The organism is Rhizobium sp. Root708, assembly GCF_001429725.1.
Lineage (GTDB): Bacteria > Pseudomonadota > Alphaproteobacteria > Rhizobiales > Rhizobiaceae > Rhizobium.
The window spans coordinates 108,061-125,603 of sequence record NZ_LMHV01000008.1; the positions used below are offsets into that span (position 1 = coordinate 108,061).

General features: G+C 60.7%; 16 protein-coding genes. 11 read left to right on the plus strand and 5 right to left on the minus strand.

Translation table 11 applies throughout. The features are described 5' to 3' along the window. Positions 1–35 precede the first annotated feature (35 nt). On the plus strand, positions 36–1,562 hold the full coding sequence (locus tag ASE04_RS08620) for a gamma-glutamyltransferase family protein (protein ID WP_244490365.1): 1,527 nt from the start codon (positions 36–38) through the stop codon (positions 1,560–1,562). Next, on the plus strand, positions 1,563–2,798 hold the full coding sequence (locus ASE04_RS08625; protein ID WP_056815090.1) for an amidohydrolase family protein: 1,236 nt from the start codon (positions 1,563–1,565) through the stop codon (positions 2,796–2,798). A gap of 39 nt (positions 2,799–2,837) precedes the next feature. On the opposite strand, the gene ASE04_RS08630 is transcribed toward ASE04_RS08625, so the two are convergent. Genes ASE04_RS08630 through ASE04_RS08640 form a run of 3 tightly spaced genes read right to left on the minus strand, consistent with a single transcriptional unit; the run spans position 2,838 to position 6,585 of the window. Next, positions 2,838–5,132, minus strand: a complete 2,295-nt coding sequence (locus ASE04_RS08630) for a xanthine dehydrogenase family protein molybdopterin-binding subunit (RefSeq protein ID WP_056815093.1) — start codon at positions 5,130–5,132, stop codon at positions 2,838–2,840. Next, on the minus strand, positions 5,129–6,112 hold the full coding sequence (locus ASE04_RS08635; RefSeq protein WP_056815096.1) for an FAD binding domain-containing protein: 984 nt from the start codon (positions 6,110–6,112) through the stop codon (positions 5,129–5,131). Before ASE04_RS08635 ends, ASE04_RS08630 begins: the two co-directional genes overlap by 4 nt. Beyond that, positions 6,109–6,585 (minus strand): (2Fe-2S)-binding protein, encoded by a 477-nt coding sequence (locus ASE04_RS08640; RefSeq protein ID WP_056815100.1) that lies wholly within the window; start codon positions 6,583–6,585, stop codon positions 6,109–6,111. The genes ASE04_RS08635 and ASE04_RS08640 overlap by 4 nt, the downstream gene beginning before the upstream one ends. Positions 6,586–6,817: 232 nt before the next feature. Between ASE04_RS08640 and ASE04_RS08645 the strand changes: the two genes are divergently transcribed. Together ASE04_RS08645 and ASE04_RS31350 are read left to right on the plus strand one after the other, a co-directional pair. Further along, positions 6,818–7,441, plus strand: a complete 624-nt coding sequence (locus tag ASE04_RS08645) for a TetR/AcrR family transcriptional regulator (protein ID WP_443216852.1) — start codon at positions 6,818–6,820, stop codon at positions 7,439–7,441. A 183-nt stretch (positions 7,442–7,624) separates the two neighbouring features. Further along, positions 7,625–7,852, plus strand: coding sequence for a hypothetical protein (locus ASE04_RS31350; protein WP_056815106.1), 228 nt, complete (start codon positions 7,625–7,627; stop codon positions 7,850–7,852). A gap of 184 nt (positions 7,853–8,036) precedes the next feature. Here the strand turns inward: ASE04_RS31350 and ASE04_RS08655 are convergent, their stop codons facing one another. Together ASE04_RS08655 and ASE04_RS31155 are read right to left on the minus strand one after the other, a co-directional pair. Further along, positions 8,037–10,124 carry a putative bifunctional diguanylate cyclase/phosphodiesterase gene (locus ASE04_RS08655; protein WP_244490366.1) on the minus strand — a complete coding sequence of 696 codons (2,088 nt, stop codon included), beginning with the start codon at positions 10,122–10,124 and terminating at the stop codon, positions 8,037–8,039. Positions 10,125–10,213: 89 nt separating this feature from the next. After that, positions 10,214–10,381: a hypothetical protein gene (locus ASE04_RS31155; protein ID WP_200960699.1), complete on the minus strand. Its 168-nt coding sequence runs from the start codon at positions 10,379–10,381 to the stop codon at positions 10,214–10,216. Positions 10,382–10,796: 415 nt separating this feature from the next. On the opposite strand from ASE04_RS31155, the gene ASE04_RS08660 reads away from it, so the two are divergent. The 7 genes from ASE04_RS08660 to ASE04_RS08690 all read left to right on the plus strand — a co-directional run bounded on the left by ASE04_RS08660 (position 10,797) and on the right by ASE04_RS08690 (position 17,364). Next, positions 10,797–11,567, plus strand: a complete 771-nt coding sequence (locus ASE04_RS08660; protein WP_056815109.1) for a hypothetical protein — start codon at positions 10,797–10,799, stop codon at positions 11,565–11,567. A gap of 103 nt (positions 11,568–11,670) precedes the next feature. Further along, positions 11,671–12,744: a hypothetical protein gene (locus ASE04_RS08665; protein WP_056815111.1), complete on the plus strand. Its 1,074-nt coding sequence runs from the start codon at positions 11,671–11,673 to the stop codon at positions 12,742–12,744. Between the two features lie 25 nt (positions 12,745–12,769). Continuing rightward, a complete protein-coding gene (rfbF, locus tag ASE04_RS08670; protein ID WP_056815114.1) occupies positions 12,770–13,552 on the plus strand; it encodes a glucose-1-phosphate cytidylyltransferase in 783 nt (260 codons plus the stop codon). Positions 13,553–13,649: 97 nt separating this feature from the next. Beyond that, entirely contained in the window at positions 13,650–14,759 is a 1,110-nt protein-coding gene (gene rfbG, locus ASE04_RS08675; RefSeq protein WP_056815117.1) for a CDP-glucose 4,6-dehydratase, read from the plus strand. Position 14,760: 1 nt separating this feature from the next. Beyond that, positions 14,761–15,180, plus strand: a complete 420-nt coding sequence (locus tag ASE04_RS08680) for a hypothetical protein (RefSeq protein ID WP_056815120.1) — start codon at positions 14,761–14,763, stop codon at positions 15,178–15,180. Next, complete coding sequence (locus tag ASE04_RS08685) at positions 15,180–16,061, plus strand: SDR family oxidoreductase (RefSeq protein ID WP_056815123.1); 882 nt, start codon at positions 15,180–15,182, stop codon at positions 16,059–16,061. Before ASE04_RS08680 ends, ASE04_RS08685 begins: the two co-directional genes overlap by 1 nt. After that, on the plus strand, positions 16,051–17,364 hold the full coding sequence (locus ASE04_RS08690) for a protoporphyrinogen/coproporphyrinogen oxidase (RefSeq protein ID WP_056815126.1): 1,314 nt from the start codon (positions 16,051–16,053) through the stop codon (positions 17,362–17,364). Before ASE04_RS08685 ends, ASE04_RS08690 begins: the two co-directional genes overlap by 11 nt. Positions 17,365–17,543: the final 179 nt, after the last annotated feature.

A 17,543-nucleotide genomic window follows, 5' to 3' on the forward strand; every position in this document is an offset into this window, starting at 1 on the left:
AAACCCCGTCCTCCGCGGCAATCGCGGGGGCGGGCATGGTTACCTCCCCACATTGGCTCTCGGCGCGCGCCGGCGCCAAGGTGCTTGAGGCCGGCGGTAACGCTATTGAAGCAATCGTCGCGGCCGGCGCTGCGTTGAGCGTCGTCTATCCGCACTTTTGCGGCCTCGGCGGGGACGCTGTCTGGCTGGTTGCTGATCGCTCCGGCAACACGAAGGCCTTCCTTGGAATCGGGCAGGCGGCGCGAGCTGCCACCGGCGACGTAGCGTCGATCCCGACACGCGGCCCGCAATCGACGCTGACGACGGCATGCCTCGTCGACAGTTGGCAACAGGTGCTGAACTACTCGGCACAGAACTGGCAAGGTCAGGGAAGCCTCGCAGCGCTGTTGGAAGACGCGATCATTCTCGCTGATGAAGGGTTCCCGGTCAGTCCTTCGCAGGCGTTCTGGCATCGGTTCCGCAACGGAGAACGCGACAGTTGGCCCGGTTTTGCGGAGGCTTTCGTCGGCCAAGGGATACAACGTCAACCAAATCTCGCCCGCACGCTCCGTGACATAGCCGATCAGGGTGCACGTACATTTTACGACGGAGATCTCGCACGACGTCTTGCCGCCGGGTTCGCAGCCGTTGGATCCCCGCTGACGCTTGAAGATCTGGCGGACACCGCCACGCAGGTCGAGCAGCCCGTCGCCCTCGATTATCGAGACGTGACGCTATTCGCGCCACCGCCACCGACGCAGGGCGTTACCACCCTCTCCATCATGGGCATCCTTGCACGCGTCGGGATAAATAAATTCGATCCACGCAGTGCCGATTTTTATCACCACGTGGTCGAAGCGGTAAAACAAGCTTTCATGGACCGGCCAGCCATTGCAGACCCCGCTTCGATGCAGATCGATGTTGCAGCATTGCTTTCGGCCGCTCGTCTCGGCGAGAAGGCAGGCGCCATCGACCCCCGACGTGCACTGGCCTGGCCGCAACCGCTCTCGCGCGCCGACACCGCCTTCCTGGCGGCAACGGACCGCGAGGGCCGCAGCGTGGCGATGTTGCAGAGCATCTACTATGACTGGGGTAGTGGCGTCGTTGTCGGTGACACCGGCATCCTTTGGCAGAACCGGGGTGCCGCCTTCAGCCTTGACCCGATGAGCCCGAATTGCCTGCAAGCCGGCAAGCGGCCGTTTTATACGCTGAACCCCGGCATCGCGCTCAAGGACGGGCGTCCGCATCTCCTCTACGGCACACAGGGCGCCGATGGCCAACCGCAAACGTTGGCATTGCTGCTGAGCCTGCTGCTAGACCACGATTTCGGCCCGCTCGAAGCATTGTCGCATCCGCGTTTCCTGCTCGGACGAACGTTCTCCGACAGTCGGGACAGCCTGAAGATCGAGAAGAACGTGGGAGAGGACGTTGCTGCTGCCCTTACCTCGCTCGGTCATGAAGTGGCGATGATTGATGTGCTCAGTCAACTGGCTGGCCAAGCCGGCGTCATCCGCATCCGCGCCGATGGCATGATCGATGGCGCGCATGACCCACGAAGCGACGGTGGAGCAATCGGCATCTGAATGAACGAGCACGGCATTGACCTGCTGATCCGCAACGCCCGTCTCGACGGCAGCGATCGGCTTTTCGACATTGCGATCCGTGAAGGCACGATTGCCGCCGTCGAGACGAACCTTCGCTGTGACACTGTCGAGACCGTGGACGCGCAGGGAGCACTCGCCTGCGGCGGGCTGGTCGAAAGCCACATTCACCTTGATAAGGCCGGCATTCTCGGTCGCTGCACGATCTGTCACGGCACGCTGGCGGAAGCCGTGCAGGAAACGGCCCGGGCGAAGGCGGCCTTTTCGGAGCGGGATGTCTATGATCGCGCCGCTGAAGTCGTCAAGAAGGCGATCACCAACGGCACGATGCGAATGCGGACATTCGTTGAAATCGACCCGCGTGCCGAGCTGCGGTCCTTTGAGGCCATCAAGCGCATCCGCCGGGACTATGCCTTTGCGATCGATATCGAGATTTGCGCTTTTGCTCAGGACGGCCTGACGAACGAGCCGGAGACGCTGTCGATGATCGATCATGCTCTATCCAATGGCGCCGACCTCGTTGGAGGGGCGCCATACATCGATCGCGATCCGCGTGGGCACATCGCGATGATCTTCGATCTCGCGGAGAAGCACGACGTCGCCGCGGACTTTCATCTCGACTTCGACCTTTATCCCGAGAGAAGCAATCTCTCGGCCGTCGTGGAGGAAACGATAGCTCGTGGTTGGCAGGGGCGTGTCTCGCTTGGGCATATGACGAGCATATCCGCGCTTGCTCCCGACGGCGTGGTTGCGCTGGCTGAGCGGCTGGCGGAAGCCGGCATCGCGGTCACGGTCCTGCCGTCGACGGACCTTTTTCTGAACGGCAGAGATCATGACCGGCTGGTCCCGCGCGGCGTGGCACCGGCGCACGTCCTTGCCCATCACGGCGTCGTCACCTCGATCGCCAGCAACAACATTCTGAACCCCTTCACGCCTTATGGCGACGCATCGTTGGTCCGAATGGCTAATCTTTACGCCAATGTTTTGCAGATCTCACGCGCAGCCGACCTGCGGCTCGTTTTCGATATGATCGGGTCGTCAGCCGCCCAGCTGATGGGCAAGCCACATGGTATCCGGCAGGGTCAGAGCGCCGACATTATCCTTCTCGACTGCCGTACGCCCGAGGACGCCATCAGGGAGAACGCACGTCCACTCTGGGGATGCCGGCGCGGCCGTCCGACGTTCCAGAACGCCCGCCCTGTCATATTCAAACCTTGATGAATAGGACGCCCGCGAGGGTCACGGGCGCCCAGTGCATCAGAGCAGCTTCTCCAGGGTGATCGGCAGATCGCGCACCCGCTTGCCGGTCGCGTGAAAAACGGCGTTGGCGATGGCTGGCGCGACACCCACGATGCCGACCTCGCCGACACCCTTTCCGCCGAGCACGGAGGCGTTGGCGTCGGGAACACCAACCGAAATAACCTCGATTGGCGGAATATCGGCGTTTGTTGCGACGAGGTAGTCACCGAGATTGTTGTTCATCACGCGGCCATTGCGGCGGTCGACAATCCCTTCTTCGAGCAGCGCCTGCCCGATCCCCATGATGATGCCGCCGCGCCATTGGCTTTCGGCAAGCTTCGGATTGTAGATCCTCCCGCAATCGAAGGCCGACACGACGCGGGCGACGCGGACCGTTCCGAAGTCCTCGTCCACCTGCACTTCAACGAAATGCGCGCACCAACTGTGCATGGAATACTCGCCCGCCGTTGGCCCTTTTATGCTGCCCATGGTGGTCCATGCCTTGCGATGGCTGTCGGGACCCTGTTCTCCCTCCGGTAGCGTATTGCGCCGTACTTCGAGATTGTCGCGACCGAGCGCCGTCATGAGTTCAGCGATTGAGAGAGACAAGCCGCCATCGCGCGGTATGGAGAGACGCCCCTCCGCAACGACAAGCGTATTGGCACCCGTATCGCGAAACGGCGATGCGCCATCGTTCAGGGCAAGCTGGATAAGCTCGTCACGCGCCGCCGATGCCGCTTTGTGAACCGCGCCGGTGATGGCACCGGCCAGCATCGAACCGCCGGCAACGGTCGCCCCCGGCAGAGACGAGTCACCAAGATGCACGTTCACCTGCTCCACGGGCACGCCGAGCACCTCGGCTGCCGTCTGGGCAAGGATGGTATAAGTGCCTTGGCCCATATCGATGGCACCGCTGACGACATCGACCGTGCCGTCCGCGAGTATCCGGATCAGCGCCTCGCTGGAAGCACGCAGAACCGGGAAAGTGCCGCAAGCCACGCCCCAACCGATCAGGCGTCGGCCATCGCGCATCGAACGTGGCGCGAGGCTGCGCCGCGGCCATCCGAAAGCCTCGCCTCCCTCGGCGAGCGCCTCCCTCAGCCGACGCGTCGACCAAGGCTTGCCGGATTGCGGATCGCGCTCTGCGTAATTGCGAAGCCGAAGCTCGACGGGATCGATGCCGGTCGCATAAGCGAGCTCATCCATCGCGCATTCAAGTCCGAAAGTGCTTGGATTTTTGCCAGGCGCACGAAGAGCGCCCGGGACGACGGTGTTGACCGCAACCAACCCATGCTTCGCGCTGAAGTTCTTGACGGCATACATCAGCGGCGTGGCCGCATTCGTCTGCTCCGGGAAATCCGCGTAGGTCGCAGTCTCGCTCACCCCGGATTGCACGATCGATTGCAGCTTGCCATCGGCATCGGCGCCAAGAGCGATCGTCTGGCGCGTCGCGGCGCGGCCGCCGAATGCTGTAAAGCTTTGCGAGCGCGCCACGGCAAGCTTGACCGGCCTCCCGAGCATGCGGGCCGCCGCCGTTGCGACAGCCCCGTAGGCATAGGCTGTCGCCTTGGAGCCGAAGCCGCCGCCGATGAATGGAGAGACGATCCGCACATTCTCGACGGGCAATCCATACCATTCGGCATAGGTCCGGGCCATTCCGTGGGTCCACTGGCTCGGCTCCCAAACGGTGAGCTGGTCGCCATCCCATTGAGCGGTCAGGCCATGCGGCTCGATCGCCACGTGATATTCGCGCGGCGTTCGATATTGCCCTTCCACACGTACTGCTGACTCCGCAAGCGCCGCCTCGGCATCGCCCCAGCTTACAGCAAGTGCGTCAAGCGGCTTCGCTTCACCGACATTGGGGTCATCGAGATCGACGATCGCTATGCCGGCCTCATAGCTGATCTCGACGAGCCGTGCCGCCTCCGTCGCCTGCTCGAGAGTTTCCGCCACGACAGCCGCGACAGCCTGACCGTTGAAGCTGATTTCACGCGACAGAGGCCGGAACGGTTGATTGTCGGGCCTGTTTCCGTACCAGTCGGACGCGACCATCAAGCCGAGGTCGACATCTGGCGTCATGACCATCAGCACGCCGGGTGCCGCCTGCGCCTTGCCGATGTCGATCCCGGCAACGCGTCCCGCAGCGATGCGGCTTTGCACCAACACGGCATAGGCCAGCCCTTCAACCGGCTGTTCCAATGCGTAGGTTGCCCCACCGGTGATCTTCAGCTTTCCGTCAAAGCGCGACAGTCGACCGCCGATCGTGCCGTCGGAAGCGTCGCCACGCTTGCCCCGTGGTTCTATGATGGTCATAGGAGACCTCCCATCGTCAGAATGGCACGCGTCACGACGCGCGGTGCCAGTTCGATCTTGTACTGGTTGCCCCCGGAAGAGACCGCGCCTTCCACCGCAAGGCGGCTCGCCGTCTCGACTGTGGCAACGTCGATTGTCTTCCCGATCAGCGCCTCTTCGACCGACCGCGCACGCCAGGGCCTGGTGGCAACACCACCGAGGGCAACGCGAATGTCCTTGATCGTCCTGCGATCCGCCTCCAGTTCCAATCCTACGGCAGCGCTTGCCGCGGCGAACTCGTAGGATTGCCGGTCACGGATCTTGAGATAGGTCGAGTTCTTGGCGACCGGTGACGACGGGATAAGGATGGCCGTCACCATCTCGCCCCGCTCCAACACCGTTTCTCGTTCGGGGGTATCGCCGGGGAGCAGGAAGAAGTCGTCAGCGCTTACCCTGCGTTCACCGAGGCAGACGGTCGCGTCGAGCGCGACCAGAGCGACGGCAAGATCTCCCGGGTAGGATGCGATGCAGGCTGGACTTGTTCCGAGCACGGCATGATTGCGCGTCACCCCCCCGATCGCCGAGCAGCCGGAGCCCGGGTTTCGCTTGTTGCAGGCGTCGAAGGTTCCGGGATCCCGAAAATAGGGACAGCGGGTCCTCTGCAGGAGATTGCCGCCGATCGTCGCCATGTTGCGCAACTGCGGCGATGCCGCCAGGGAGAGAGACTGCGAAACCGCCGGATAATCAGTCTTGATGCCTGGGCTGCCGGCAACCTCCTCCATCCGCGCGAGCGCGCCGATCGTGACGCCGTTTTCATCGGCGGAGATCTGCGACAGCCCCGAAATGTGGCTGATGTCAACCACGACCTCCGGCTCTGCGACACCGCACTTGGCGAGATCAAGAAGCGTCGTTCCGCCGGCGAGCAACATCGCGCCGGACTGCATGGCGCGCTGGCGAGCATCGTCGAGCGACGCGGCCCGGATATAATCGAAATGCTTCATCGCGGCGCCTCCGCAGCGTCGCGCACCGCCGCGACGATATGGTTGTAGGCTCCGCACCGACAGAGATTGCCGGCCATGTATTCGCGGATCTCCTCGTCCGAGCCCGTGCGCCCTTCGCGGATGCATGCAACGGCCGACATGATCTGGCCCGGCGTGCAGTAGCCGCATTGAAAGGCATCATGGTCGAGGAAGGCCTGCTGCACCGGATGGAGTTCGCCGCCGCTCGTTGAAAGACCCTCGATCGTCGTAATCGCTTTGCCCTCCGCTTGGGCGGCCAGCGTCAGACAGGCGAGTACGCGCTTGCCGTCGATGTGAACGGTGCAGGCCCCGCATTGTCCGTGGTCACAGCCCTTTTTGGTGCCGGTCAGGCCGAGTTCTTCACGTAGCGCGTCGAGCAGGGTGACGCGCGGCTCGACGTCGAGTTCATGCCGCTGCGCGTTGATATCGAGAGAGAGATGGACGGGTTGTGTCATGATTTGAGCTCCTGCCGTCGTCACGAGAATGGATACTGGGAGTGTTGAAAGGTGGTCATCGGAACCAGCTGCGCTATCTGACGCAACGGGTGCGGTGTCGGGCCGCGTTTCGACATGACATTTTTCCCCACCTGGATTAAGAAATGTAAGGCGCCGCACAAACGGAGGCGCCTCCGTTTAATCTAGTCACTTGTCGCCTTGCGTCAAGGGCCGAATGCGTTTGGAGCTTGTTTTGCCGTCAGCCCGGCCGGAAGCAGGAGGAGCAGCACCTTTGCGCGCGGATGCGCGGCGCAACCGCGAAAAGCTCGTCGAGACTGCGGCAGCTGCTTTCGCGAACAGTGGTGTGGAAGCTTCTCTCGAGGACATCGCCCGGCGGGCGGGGGTCGGCATCGGCACGCTCTATCGGCATTTTCCAACACGCGAACACCTGGTCGAGGTTGTCTATCGCCGCGAGCTGGAGAGCCTCGCGGCCGCAGCACAGGAGTTGGCCGCGGACAGGAGGCCAGACGTCGCGCTCGAAGAGTGGATGCGCCGGTTTGTCGATTACATCGCCGCAAAGCGCGGCATGGCAAACAGCCTCAAGATCCTGATGGCGTCCAACGCGTCCCTTTTTGCCGAGGGCAGCGGTGTTCTACGGACCGCCGCCGACAGCCTGTTAACGGCGGCCGCCGATCAAGGGTTCATTCGAAAAGATATCGACACGACGGACCTGCTGCATGCTCTGTCGAGCATCTATTCGCTGCCCTCCTCGCCCGAGTGGCGGGAACGATCCGATCGCCTCATCGGCCTTCTGATGGATGGGCTGAAGGCGCAACAGGATAGATCTGATGCAGCGGATTCGCGCCATCCACGTTGACTTCCGCCTTCGCTGCAACATCTGAACCGATGCCCAACTGGGATTTACAATCGAAAAGCCGGACCGGCTATGGCGATCGCGGTAATGCAAGTCACACGAAGGGCTAACGGAAGTACCTAATCTAACGAGCTTGCATTTGCGACCACAACGCAAATGATAGGCGCCGGCACGGAGGATGAGGCAATGTCACATTATAAAGACAAGCGCCGTTTTTATTGCGAGAGCAACGCGGGAAAATCATACGTGATTATCGAGCAGATGCGGATCGCCAGCCGTCAAACCGTTGAAGCGAAGACGGACTACATGACCGAACAAGGCGAGATTGTCAGCCGCCTCGATGAAAGTCACTTTCTCATTCTTCTCAACAATGAAGTCGTTACCGTTCAGAGAGGCAAGCGGCGGCAACACTGAAGCATATCCGCTGTCCGATGCGCCAAATTGGGTACGCACTGTCAAGGTCGAGCCTTGATTTCTGTTGCCCCGGAGTTTCACGACTTATTCCTGTACCGGCCGCGACGGCTTGGTACTGCGTCGTAGAACATGGCGTTCGCGACGAGGCCCGCCGCTAGGCGTGCCGCGCTATTGTCCCCATGGTTCACCGACCAAGTAAAAACATATCCATTTCCTGCGCCGGAAGCGGTCTGGAGAACAGATAGCCCTGAAGAAAGTCGCACCCTGCCTGCTTGAGAAAGTCAGCCTGATCGGCGGTTTCAACCCCCTCCGCCACGACTTCCAGACCAAGGAGCTTCGCAAGGGCAAGGATAGCACTGGTAATCGCCATATCACCGGGATCGGCGGGAATATCGGCGATAAAGGATCGATCGATCTTCAATCGTGACAGCGGGAACCGCTTCAACATGCTCAGGCTCGAATAGCCGGTCCCGAAATCGTCAATCGACAGGGTTATCCCGAGTTCCTTCAGCTCCCGCATCCGTTCGATGGCACCCTCGACATCCTGCATGATCAGGCTTTCGGTCACCTCAATCTCAAGCCACTGAGGATCGAGACGCGCTGCCGCGAGCGCCGCGGCAACCTGTCCGGCCAATGCAGGCTCGTGAAACTGTCTGGCGGACATGTTCACCGCGATCCTGATCGGGCTAAGGCCAGCGTCCTGCCACGTTCTGGCTTGCGAGCAGGCTTTGCGCAGCACCATCTCACCGATCGCGAGGATCAACCCGGTCTCTTCCGCAAGCGGTATGAAGTCGCCGGGCGCGACCAGTCCCTTCGCCGGGTGTTGCCAACGGACAAGCGCCTCGACACCGATAACCTTTCCCGTCAGCATCTGCCGTTGCGGCTGGTAATGGAGCACAAACTCGTCACGCTCGATTGCGCGACGAAGCTCTTCTATGCGGGCGAGCTTGTGGCGCCCTTCCTCGGCCAGCGCCGGCGAGAAGAGCTGGACGCCATTGCGGCCGTTCGCCTTCACCCGATAAAGCGCCATGTCTGCGTTGGCAAAGAGTTCGGCTGCGGTCAACCCATGCTCAATGGAACATGCAAAGCCGATACTGGAAGTCACTCGCAGTTCCATACCGCACAATTGCAGCGGTACGGCGATTGCAGCGCGGATCTCGTCCAGCCGTCGGTCGAATTCGATCGGTGTGGGCGTCAGCACGACGATGAACTCGTCACCGCCCACACGCGACACCAGTCCTGCCGGCCCGAGTTCGTCGGTAATTCGCTGGGCGACGATCTTCAACAGTTCGTCGCCCGCTGCATGCCCGAGACTGTCGTTCACCAGTTTGAAATGATCGAGATCGACAAATGCGACGGCGACGCCGCACGGAAGGTGCGACGTTGCGCCCAAAAGTGCTTGCAGCTGGCGGTCGAGCGAGGCGCGATTGGGCAAGCCGGTCAACGCGTCGTGCTCCGCCAGAAACGCGATGCGCTCCGCGTCGCGATGGCGGTCGATTGCGATCCCTATGGTCTGCGCCACACCGGTCAGGAATTCCAGAAGTGCCGCATCATCGGTCGTGTCAGCGCCGACGACCAGCAAACCGTGCAGCGTTCCGTCACGTGCCGGAATAGCGAATTCGTGCTCGCTTTCTCTGGCTGCAAGGGACAGCCCCGCATCAAGCCAAACATTGGCTCGCCGTGTTGGCAGGAGTGCTTCCAAGAGAGATTTAAGTTGCACCAGCAAATCCGGAAGCTCAATGCCGCGCGCAACGGACTGCAGCAGAGTCGCCTGCGCCTTCATCAGCCGCTCGTCGCGTTTGCGCGCCGAAATGTCTCTTGATGCTCCGACAATTCCGATGACCTTGCCGGAGCGATCCCGCAGCGGTACCCTCGACATCATCAGCCAACCTTCACCGGTAAGGCGCTTCTCCTCTATTCCGAGGTCGGGTCTGCCTTCTTCCATCACGCGGCGCTCGACCGCGGCGATATCGCGCGCCGCTTCGCTCGGATGAATGTCGAAATCCGTCAAACCGATCAGGTCTTCGACAGTCCGGAAGCCGTTGTTCAATACGATCGCCCTGTTCGCGAACAGGAAACGACCCTCTCGATCCTTCGCGTAGATGAAATCGGGAACGTGATTGATCATGGCTTCCAGCCATTCGTAACGCTCGACCAATGATGACTGTTCAGTCTGCAGTCTTTGGACGATTTCCTGCAGCGTTTGGCAGGTCTGGATCGGATCCATAATGTTTTCGTACTGCTCGCCGATGCCGTCTTCTGCGTATTTCATCATGGTCCTCGCTGCAACGCGGGGCGAACATACAAGCAAGCCGTTATGTAACCATGAAAAGATAAGCCAGAACCGCAGTCGTCACCGCATCAATGCAGATCAAGACTCAGCTGTTGCCCGCGCAACTTCGGAAGCGGTCGTCCAACCTCGATCTTGCCGAACACGCGTTTGCGGCGCTCGGCATCGCGCTCGCGTTCAGCGCGACTTGCCGCAACGACAGCCAGTGCCCGTTCGATTACTTGCTCTGCATGCGTCATGAGAACCTCCGTTCGAATGTTCCTATTTTGTTCTCATTTTAGCTATCCGTCAAGCGCTACCAAAAATAACGTCTGCACGCGAGGACGATGGACGGAGGCCCCTGATGTCGCAGAGCGATTCGCCGCCGCCCATTCCCACCACTGGACGGTGAGCCGGGATGCCGACAGGTCATCCTCGAAATAGTCCCATCGGCGGCATGTCGCAGCTTAAGTCTCGGGAATATCGTGGAGTTTGGCGGATGCAATATGAGCGCGCTCGACTGGCCCGGAAGCGCGATCAGCTGACGCTAAATAAGTCCAGACTGGCACAAGGTTAAGTATTCAGTTTCACCACGTCTTCATCGACGGCCAGCTGTGTTTGCGGAGGTGCCGGCGGCGGAAGTCCGGACATAAATTCCTAGATGTGGATTCTGCAATGCATAGCGTTGTGCTCGCGCGATATAGTGAAACCCTCGACTGGATCGTCAAAATTCCTGATGATTTTGACGTCATCATCTACAACAAGGGGGAGCCGATCACGGATCCCGATGTTGTCGCTCGGGCAACCAGCATCATCGAACGGCCGAACGTCGGTCGTGAATCGGAAACCTATCTTCATCACATGAAGAGCGTGCGTTTCAATCAGGGCTTCACCGTCTACGCGCAAGGTGATCCCATGACGCATAGCCCTGATTTCATTCAACTTCTCAAGAATTGGCGCAATTGGGACGACGTCCAGCCGCTGTCCTGGCAGTGGCGCGCGGATCGCAACATTCCGCCGCTCCCGCTTCTTGAAAACTATGAGCTCGGCCTTCCCGGCCGCCTCAAGGTTCGTCCCGAGCTGTTCTCGCTGACGAACTGGGGACCACTCGAATTTACCGATAACGGCGCGTCCAACATGGGGCTGGTCTACCGCATCGTTCAGGGCAATCTGCCGGATGGAACCAACATCGCCGCCCACCTGTTGCGCCAGTGCAAACTCGACCACGTCGCTGACAAGGCCGAGAAGCACATGGTCGGCTCGTTCTCCTACGGCGCGATTTTCGGCGTCCGAAACGATCGCGTTGCCTCCGTGTCCCGTGACTCCCTCGATCTGCTCTATCAGTTCGCGATGGGTGGAGTTGCCGCCTATGGCTACATTCTCGAGCGCATGTGGCTTCATTTCTTCGGCGCCGAGTTCAGCCGGCCAATAGCACCCCTCGCATGACTACCGACGCCGCGATGGTGCAAGCCGTCCGCGACCGCTGCGACCCCTCAATCGATCGGACACAATTTTGACCTCCGCGGCACGGAAATACGAAACCATCGAAATGAAGATTGAAGAAAGCGACCTGCTTTCCGGCACCTGGAAGTTTTCCAGGGAGAACGGTCAGCTTATCGCGCCGGTGCTAAAGTTCCTGCCCGGTGGGATCGTCGGTGGATACATCCATAGTTTCGAGCGCGTCTGGAGCCTCGAAGACAACACGCTACGATTCAAGAACATCTACGGTCAGACGACGACGGAGTTCGACGAATGCCTCGCCGACAGCGACGGCCCCTACCTTCTGAAGGGAAGATCACGGGTCGATCCGAGCGTCGTGCATGTGCTCGAGCGCAGCCGGATGCCGTCTGCCCGTGATTTTGGTCAGTCAGCCTCGGCCGACGTCGCGGAATTCACGATGCCGCGGGAGCTCGGTGCGAAACGCCGACGCAATCTGGTCGTTCTTCGCGCCAACGAACAGTCGCTGCATTCGCAGTGGCCTGCCAACATTACCGATGCCGATCGCAACTGGGATCTGTGCGTCAGCTGGTATGGCAAGGAAGTACCGGCAGATATCAGCGGCTGCGAATACTTCACCCATCAGCCGAACGATCGGAAGTTTTCGGCCATCTACAAGCTTTTCCTCGAAGGCAGCCCGCTGCTGGACTACGAGAGCATCTATATGCCGGACGATGACCTCATGACCTCATGGGGCGACATCAACAAGCTGTTCAACATCTTCCGTATGGGCAACTTCGATCTTGCTCAGCCGTCGCTGGTGCCGACCTCCTACGTCACGCATCCGATTACCGCGCAGAACCCGGACTTCTTCCTGCGCTACACGAGCTTCGTCGAACTCATGTGCCCGGTATTCACGCGGGACTTCCTGCAGCTCTGCCTTCCCACCTTCGAGGCATCGATCAGCGGCTTCGGACTGGATCACCTCTGGTCATCGATCGGCGGGCGTGTGCCGGGCCGGATCGCGATCATCGACGATATCGCCGTCGCTCACACGAGGCCGGCGAACAAGAACTACAACGTCATTGCCGCGATAATGGAAGAGAACGCCATTTCGGGTCTCTACAATTCATCGAAATCCTACGAAACGTTCGGCGGCATACAGCGCCCCTACGCGTTCGGCTGAGCCTCACACCGGAGAGAACAAGAAAATGCACTTCAAGCCAAAGGCTGTCATTCTCGCCGGGGGCCTGGGCACCAGACTGGCCGAAGAGACGGCAACGAAGCCCAAGCCCATGGTCGAGATTGGCGGGCGCCCGATCCTCTGGCACATCATGAAGATCTATAGTGCTCACGGCATCAACGACTTCATCATCTGCCTCGGATACAAGGGGCATGTGATCAAGGAGTATTTCTCGAACTACTTCGTCCATATGTCGGACATCACCATCGATCTGGCAAATAACCGTATCGAGACACACTCCGCAAAAGCCGAGCCTTGGCGCATCACGCTCGTCGACACCGGCGAGCTGACGATGACGGGCGGTCGATTGAAGCGGGTCATACCTTACGTCCAGAACGACCCCTATTTTTGCATGACCTACGGCGACGGTGTCGGCGATATCGACATCACCCGCCTCATCGAGTTCCACAAGGAGCAGGGTCTGCGCGCGACCGTGACCGGGACGCAGCCGCCCGGACGTTTCGGTGCCCTGAAGCTCGATGAAGACCGTGTCGTCTCGTTCATGGAAAAACCGGTCGGCGACGGCAACTGGATCAACGGCGGGTTCTTCGTCCTCACTCCGGATGTTGCGTCCCTGATCGCCGGCGACGAAACGACGTGGGAGCAGGAGCCGCTCGAAATGCTCGCGCAGGAAGGCCAGCTGTCGCTCTACCGCCACTCGAATTTCTGGCAGCCGATGGACAGCCTGCGGGACAAGACGCAGCTCGAGAAGCATTGGGACAGCGGGCAGGCCCCGTGGAAGATTTGGTAGTCAAAGGAGCGCGCCCTGGGCGCGCTCGAACCGCTTTTCAGATCCGCAAAACATAGAAACCACGGAACGACGTCGTTCCGAAACTGCAGAGACGATCGTGAGCTTCAACAATATTTTCTCCGGCGCGCGCGTGCTCATTACCGGCCACACCGGTTTCAAGGGTGCATGGCTGACCACCTGGCTGATGAGCCTTGGAGCGACGATCTGCGGCTATTCGCGGGAAATACCGACAAAGCCCTCCCTGTTCGAGCTCGCCGGCCTTGCAGGTCAGATCGAGCACCACATCGGGGATATCCGGGACCTTGAGCACCTCCGCGAAACGGTGAAAGCCTTCCGCCCGGATTTCGTCTTCCACCTGGCCGCGCAGGCAATCGTCTCGACATCCTATCAGAACCCGGTCGACACGATCACGAGCAATGTGACCGGCACGGCCCACGTACTCGAAGTCCTTCGCGCGATCGACTGGCCTTGCACCGCCATCATTATCACCTCCGACAAGTGCTACGACAATGTCGAGTGGGTATGGGGATATCGCGAGACCGATGCCCTTGGCGGCAAGGACATCTATTCGGGCTCGAAGGGTGCGGCCGAGCTAATCGCAAAGTCCTACTATCATTCGTTCTTCAAGGGTAAGGAACACCCCGTTCGCCTGGCAATGGCGCGCGCCGGCAATGTCATCGGCGGTGGAGACTGGGCCGCGGATCGCATCGTCGCCGACTGCATCAGAGCCTGGCAGGACGGACGCACCGTGGAGATTAGATCTCCTGCGGCGACAAGGCCCTGGCAGCACGTGCTGGAGCCCCTCAGCGGCTATCTGACGCTCGCGGCCGCCCTGGCCACATCGGACAAGCACGACGGAGAGGCCTACAATTTCGGTCCGCGCGCCGAGCAGAACCGGACGGTCGTGGACCTCATCGGCGACCTCGGCCAAATCTGGGGTCTGCGCTCCCAGGCGGAAGCCTACACGACCACTGGAAATATACCCTTCCACGAAGCCAGCCTCCTGAAACTCAACTGCGACAAGGCCTTGCTGGATTTGAGCTGGGAGGCCAATCTGCAATATGGCGAGTGTGTCAACATGACCGGCTCTTGGTATCGCCGCGTGGTCAAGGACGCGGCGGACGCCCTTACCGTGACATTGGAGCAGATCGCCGAATTCAGCGCGGCTGCTCGCGATCGTCGCAGAGCATGGTCACTGGAACAGTGAGATGACCGAACCATTCCTCACGCCTCTCAAGCGTATCGCGACGCCGAAAGGCGACGTCATGCACGGCATGAAAGCCTCCGATCCCGGCTATGCGGGTTTTGGCGAAGCCTATTTCTCGCTGGTCAACGAAGGCGAGATGAAGGGATGGAAGCGCCACTTCCGCATGACGCTAAACTTCGTATGCTCGTCGGGCCGCATACGCGTCGTCGTGCGGGACGAGTCCGGTCGATGCGTGTTCGATACGCAACTGTCCCCCGATGCCTCCGATCTCTATAACCGCCTGACCGTCCCACCAGGCTATTTCGTAGCGTTCCAGGGCTGCGCGCCCGGGGCATCCACGCTCCTGAATATCGCCTCGATCCCGCATGATCCCGAGGAGGCGGAAACGCGACCCGTCGAGTTCTTCGGGTGGGAGGAATGATGGACGGCCGGATCTTGCTGTTAGGCGCCGGCGGCATGCTCGGCAGCCGTTTCGCGCTGGCTCTCGCTGACCGAGACCTCGTGATGCTTCCGCGCGAGCAGCTTGAGGTCACCCGACCACGCGAGCTTGTGGATACCGTCGCTCGGATGTCTGCGTCCGTGATCATCAACTGCGCCGCCGACACCGACGTAGAGGGCGCCGAAGCAAGCCCGGCACCTGCCTTCTCCGTGAACGCGATCCTGCCGGGCCTGCTCGCACAAGCGGCAGCCGAGAGCGGCGCAATGCTGGTGCACCTCTCATCGACGGGATGCTACGGCCGCGGCGCCGACGAAAACGCGGCGCCCCATTCCGATTTCGCCCCCCTTGCGCCGACGACCGTCCATCACAAGAGCAAGGCAGCCGGCGAGACGGCCATTCGTGAGACGGCATGCCGGCATCTTATCCTGCGCCTCGGCTGGCTCTATGGCGGTAGCGCAGCGCAGCGGAAGAACTTCGTTAGCGCCCGGATTGCCGAAGCACGGCAGAAAACGGAGCTGGCATCCGACCCCTACCAGACAGGCTCACCGACAAACGTTGATGACGTCGTCGTGCAGACCTTGGCGCTTCTGGAGGCCCGGATTCTCGGAACCTTCAACTGCGTTGCGACAGGCGCCGTTTCCCGCTTCGATTACGTCAGGCATATTCTCAAAAGCGCGGGCCTCTTCCCGCGCCTTGTTCCGACACGTTTTCAGCGCTTGGCGCCGGTTTCGGAAAACGAAGCCGCGATCAATGACAAGCTCAACCTGCTTGGTCTCAACAGAATGCCCGCCTGGGATGAAGGCGTCTCGGCCTATGTCGCATCCCTGCTTGCGGATGAGGGACACCAACCCAATGTCGAATGACGACTTGATGATACTCGGTGGCGGCATTGCAGGACTTTCAGCCGCGTCCCGATTGCGCGAGCACGGCATCCATGCGCCTGTCTACGAGGCCGGCGAGCGTCCCGGAGGCTTGCTCGATAGCTTCTCGATCGACACCAGCGAGGGGAGCTGGACCTTCGACAACGCGGTCCATCTCTCGTTCGCAAGCGAACCGGAAGTGCGTTCCGTCTTCGACCGCACGCCATATCTCAACCACGAGGCGCGTTCGCTGAACCGCGACGGGCGCTACTGGCTACCGCACCCGGTTCAGAACAACATGTTCCCGCTCGCGGCTGACGAGAAGGCCGATCTGATCGTCGATCTGGCCGACCATCTCGCCCAGACTTCTGCCGATTTCAAACCGGCGAACTATAGAGAATGGCTGCTGCATCAGTACGGGGAAAAGATCGCCGAACGATGGCCGCTTCGCTATACGCGCAAATACTGGACACTCGACGCAGCGGAGCTCGGAACGGACTGGATCGGCAATCGCATGCGCAGGGCCGATCTGCGCGAGGTCGTGTTCGGCGCGGTCAGCGAAAACCCACCCAATACCTACTACGTCTCGACGATGCGCTATCCCGAGCGCGGCGGCTACCGCAGCTTCCTGACGCCACTGCTGGAGAGCGTCGAAACGCGTTGTGGTTTCCGGGCAACCGCGATCGACAACCGGCGCCGGGAGGTCACCTTCAGCAACGGCGAGACCCGTTCCTACAGCCAGTTGATCTCGACCATTCCTCTACCGGTTCTGATCGAGCTGATGAGCGATGTTCCGGATGAGATCAGCACAGCCGCCGAAACGCTCTTCGCAACGTCGATCGATATAATCTCGATCGGCTTTCGAAAGCCGACCGTCTCGCCGAGCCTCTGGTTCTACATCTATGACGAGGACATTCTCGCATCACGCGTCTACTCGCCGAGCATCAAGTCGCCACACAACGCCCCCGAGGGATATTCGTCCCTGCAGTTCGAGATCTATTCATCGCGCGCCAGGACGCTTGACCTTTCGCCGGATCAACTCATCGAGGACTGCATCTCAGCCCTTGAGAAGATGCAGCTCGCATCGCGCGACGACATCGTGCTCACCCATCACAAGCGGCTTCCATTCGGCAACGTCGTCTTCGATATCGGCATGGAAGCGCGCCGGAACCGCGTCCGGGATTGGGTGCGGTCTCAGGGAATTGCCCTGGCCGGCCGCTTCGGGGAATGGGATTATCTCTGGTCGAACCAGGCATTCATGTCAGGCAGGAACGCAGCAGACCAGCTGGCAGGCTCAACAGACTAGGGCAATTGGGCACACTAGAGCTTCCGCGACGCCTGTTTCAGGCATCGCGGATGGCCGAGGTCAACGCATGTGTGGCAAATCCAGCCTCAAGCTATCCGCACCTGGCTTTCGGGATCGAAGAAGACGGCCTTGTCGAGATTGAATGCGAGGCGTGCGGTTTCACCGGCTCGGATGCGGGC

What these genes read in the sequence shown, in the direction of transcription:
- ASE04_RS08620 (WP_244490365.1), top strand. Translation starts at nt 36, where the DNA reads ATGGTTACCTCCCCACATTGGCTCTCGGCGCGCGCCGGCGCCAAGGTG.
- ASE04_RS08625 (WP_056815090.1), top strand. Translation starts at nt 1,563, where the DNA reads ATGAACGAGCACGGCATTGACCTGCTGATCCGCAACGCCCGTCTCGAC.
- ASE04_RS08630 (WP_056815093.1), bottom strand. Translation starts at nt 5,132, where the DNA reads ATGACCATCATAGAACCACGGGGCAAGCGTGGCGACGCTTCCGACGGC.
- ASE04_RS08635 (WP_056815096.1), bottom strand. Translation starts at nt 6,112, where the DNA reads ATGAAGCATTTCGATTATATCCGGGCCGCGTCGCTCGACGATGCTCGC.
- ASE04_RS08640 (WP_056815100.1), bottom strand. Translation starts at nt 6,585, where the DNA reads ATGACACAACCCGTCCATCTCTCTCTCGATATCAACGCGCAGCGGCAT.
- ASE04_RS31350 (WP_056815106.1), top strand. Translation starts at nt 7,625, where the DNA reads ATGTCACATTATAAAGACAAGCGCCGTTTTTATTGCGAGAGCAACGCG.
- ASE04_RS08655 (WP_244490366.1), bottom strand. Translation starts at nt 10,124, where the DNA reads ATGAAATACGCAGAAGACGGCATCGGCGAGCAGTACGAAAACATTATG.
- ASE04_RS31155 (WP_200960699.1), bottom strand. Translation starts at nt 10,381, where the DNA reads ATGACGCATGCAGAGCAAGTAATCGAACGGGCACTGGCTGTCGTTGCG.
- ASE04_RS08660 (WP_056815109.1), top strand. Translation starts at nt 10,797, where the DNA reads ATGCATAGCGTTGTGCTCGCGCGATATAGTGAAACCCTCGACTGGATC.
- ASE04_RS08665 (WP_056815111.1), top strand. Translation starts at nt 11,671, where the DNA reads ATGAAGATTGAAGAAAGCGACCTGCTTTCCGGCACCTGGAAGTTTTCC.
- rfbF (WP_056815114.1), top strand. Translation starts at nt 12,770, where the DNA reads ATGCACTTCAAGCCAAAGGCTGTCATTCTCGCCGGGGGCCTGGGCACC.
- ASE04_RS08680 (WP_056815120.1), top strand. Translation starts at nt 14,761, where the DNA reads ATGACCGAACCATTCCTCACGCCTCTCAAGCGTATCGCGACGCCGAAA.
- ASE04_RS08685 (WP_056815123.1), top strand. Translation starts at nt 15,180, where the DNA reads ATGGACGGCCGGATCTTGCTGTTAGGCGCCGGCGGCATGCTCGGCAGC.
- ASE04_RS08690 (WP_056815126.1), top strand. Translation starts at nt 16,051, where the DNA reads ATGTCGAATGACGACTTGATGATACTCGGTGGCGGCATTGCAGGACTT.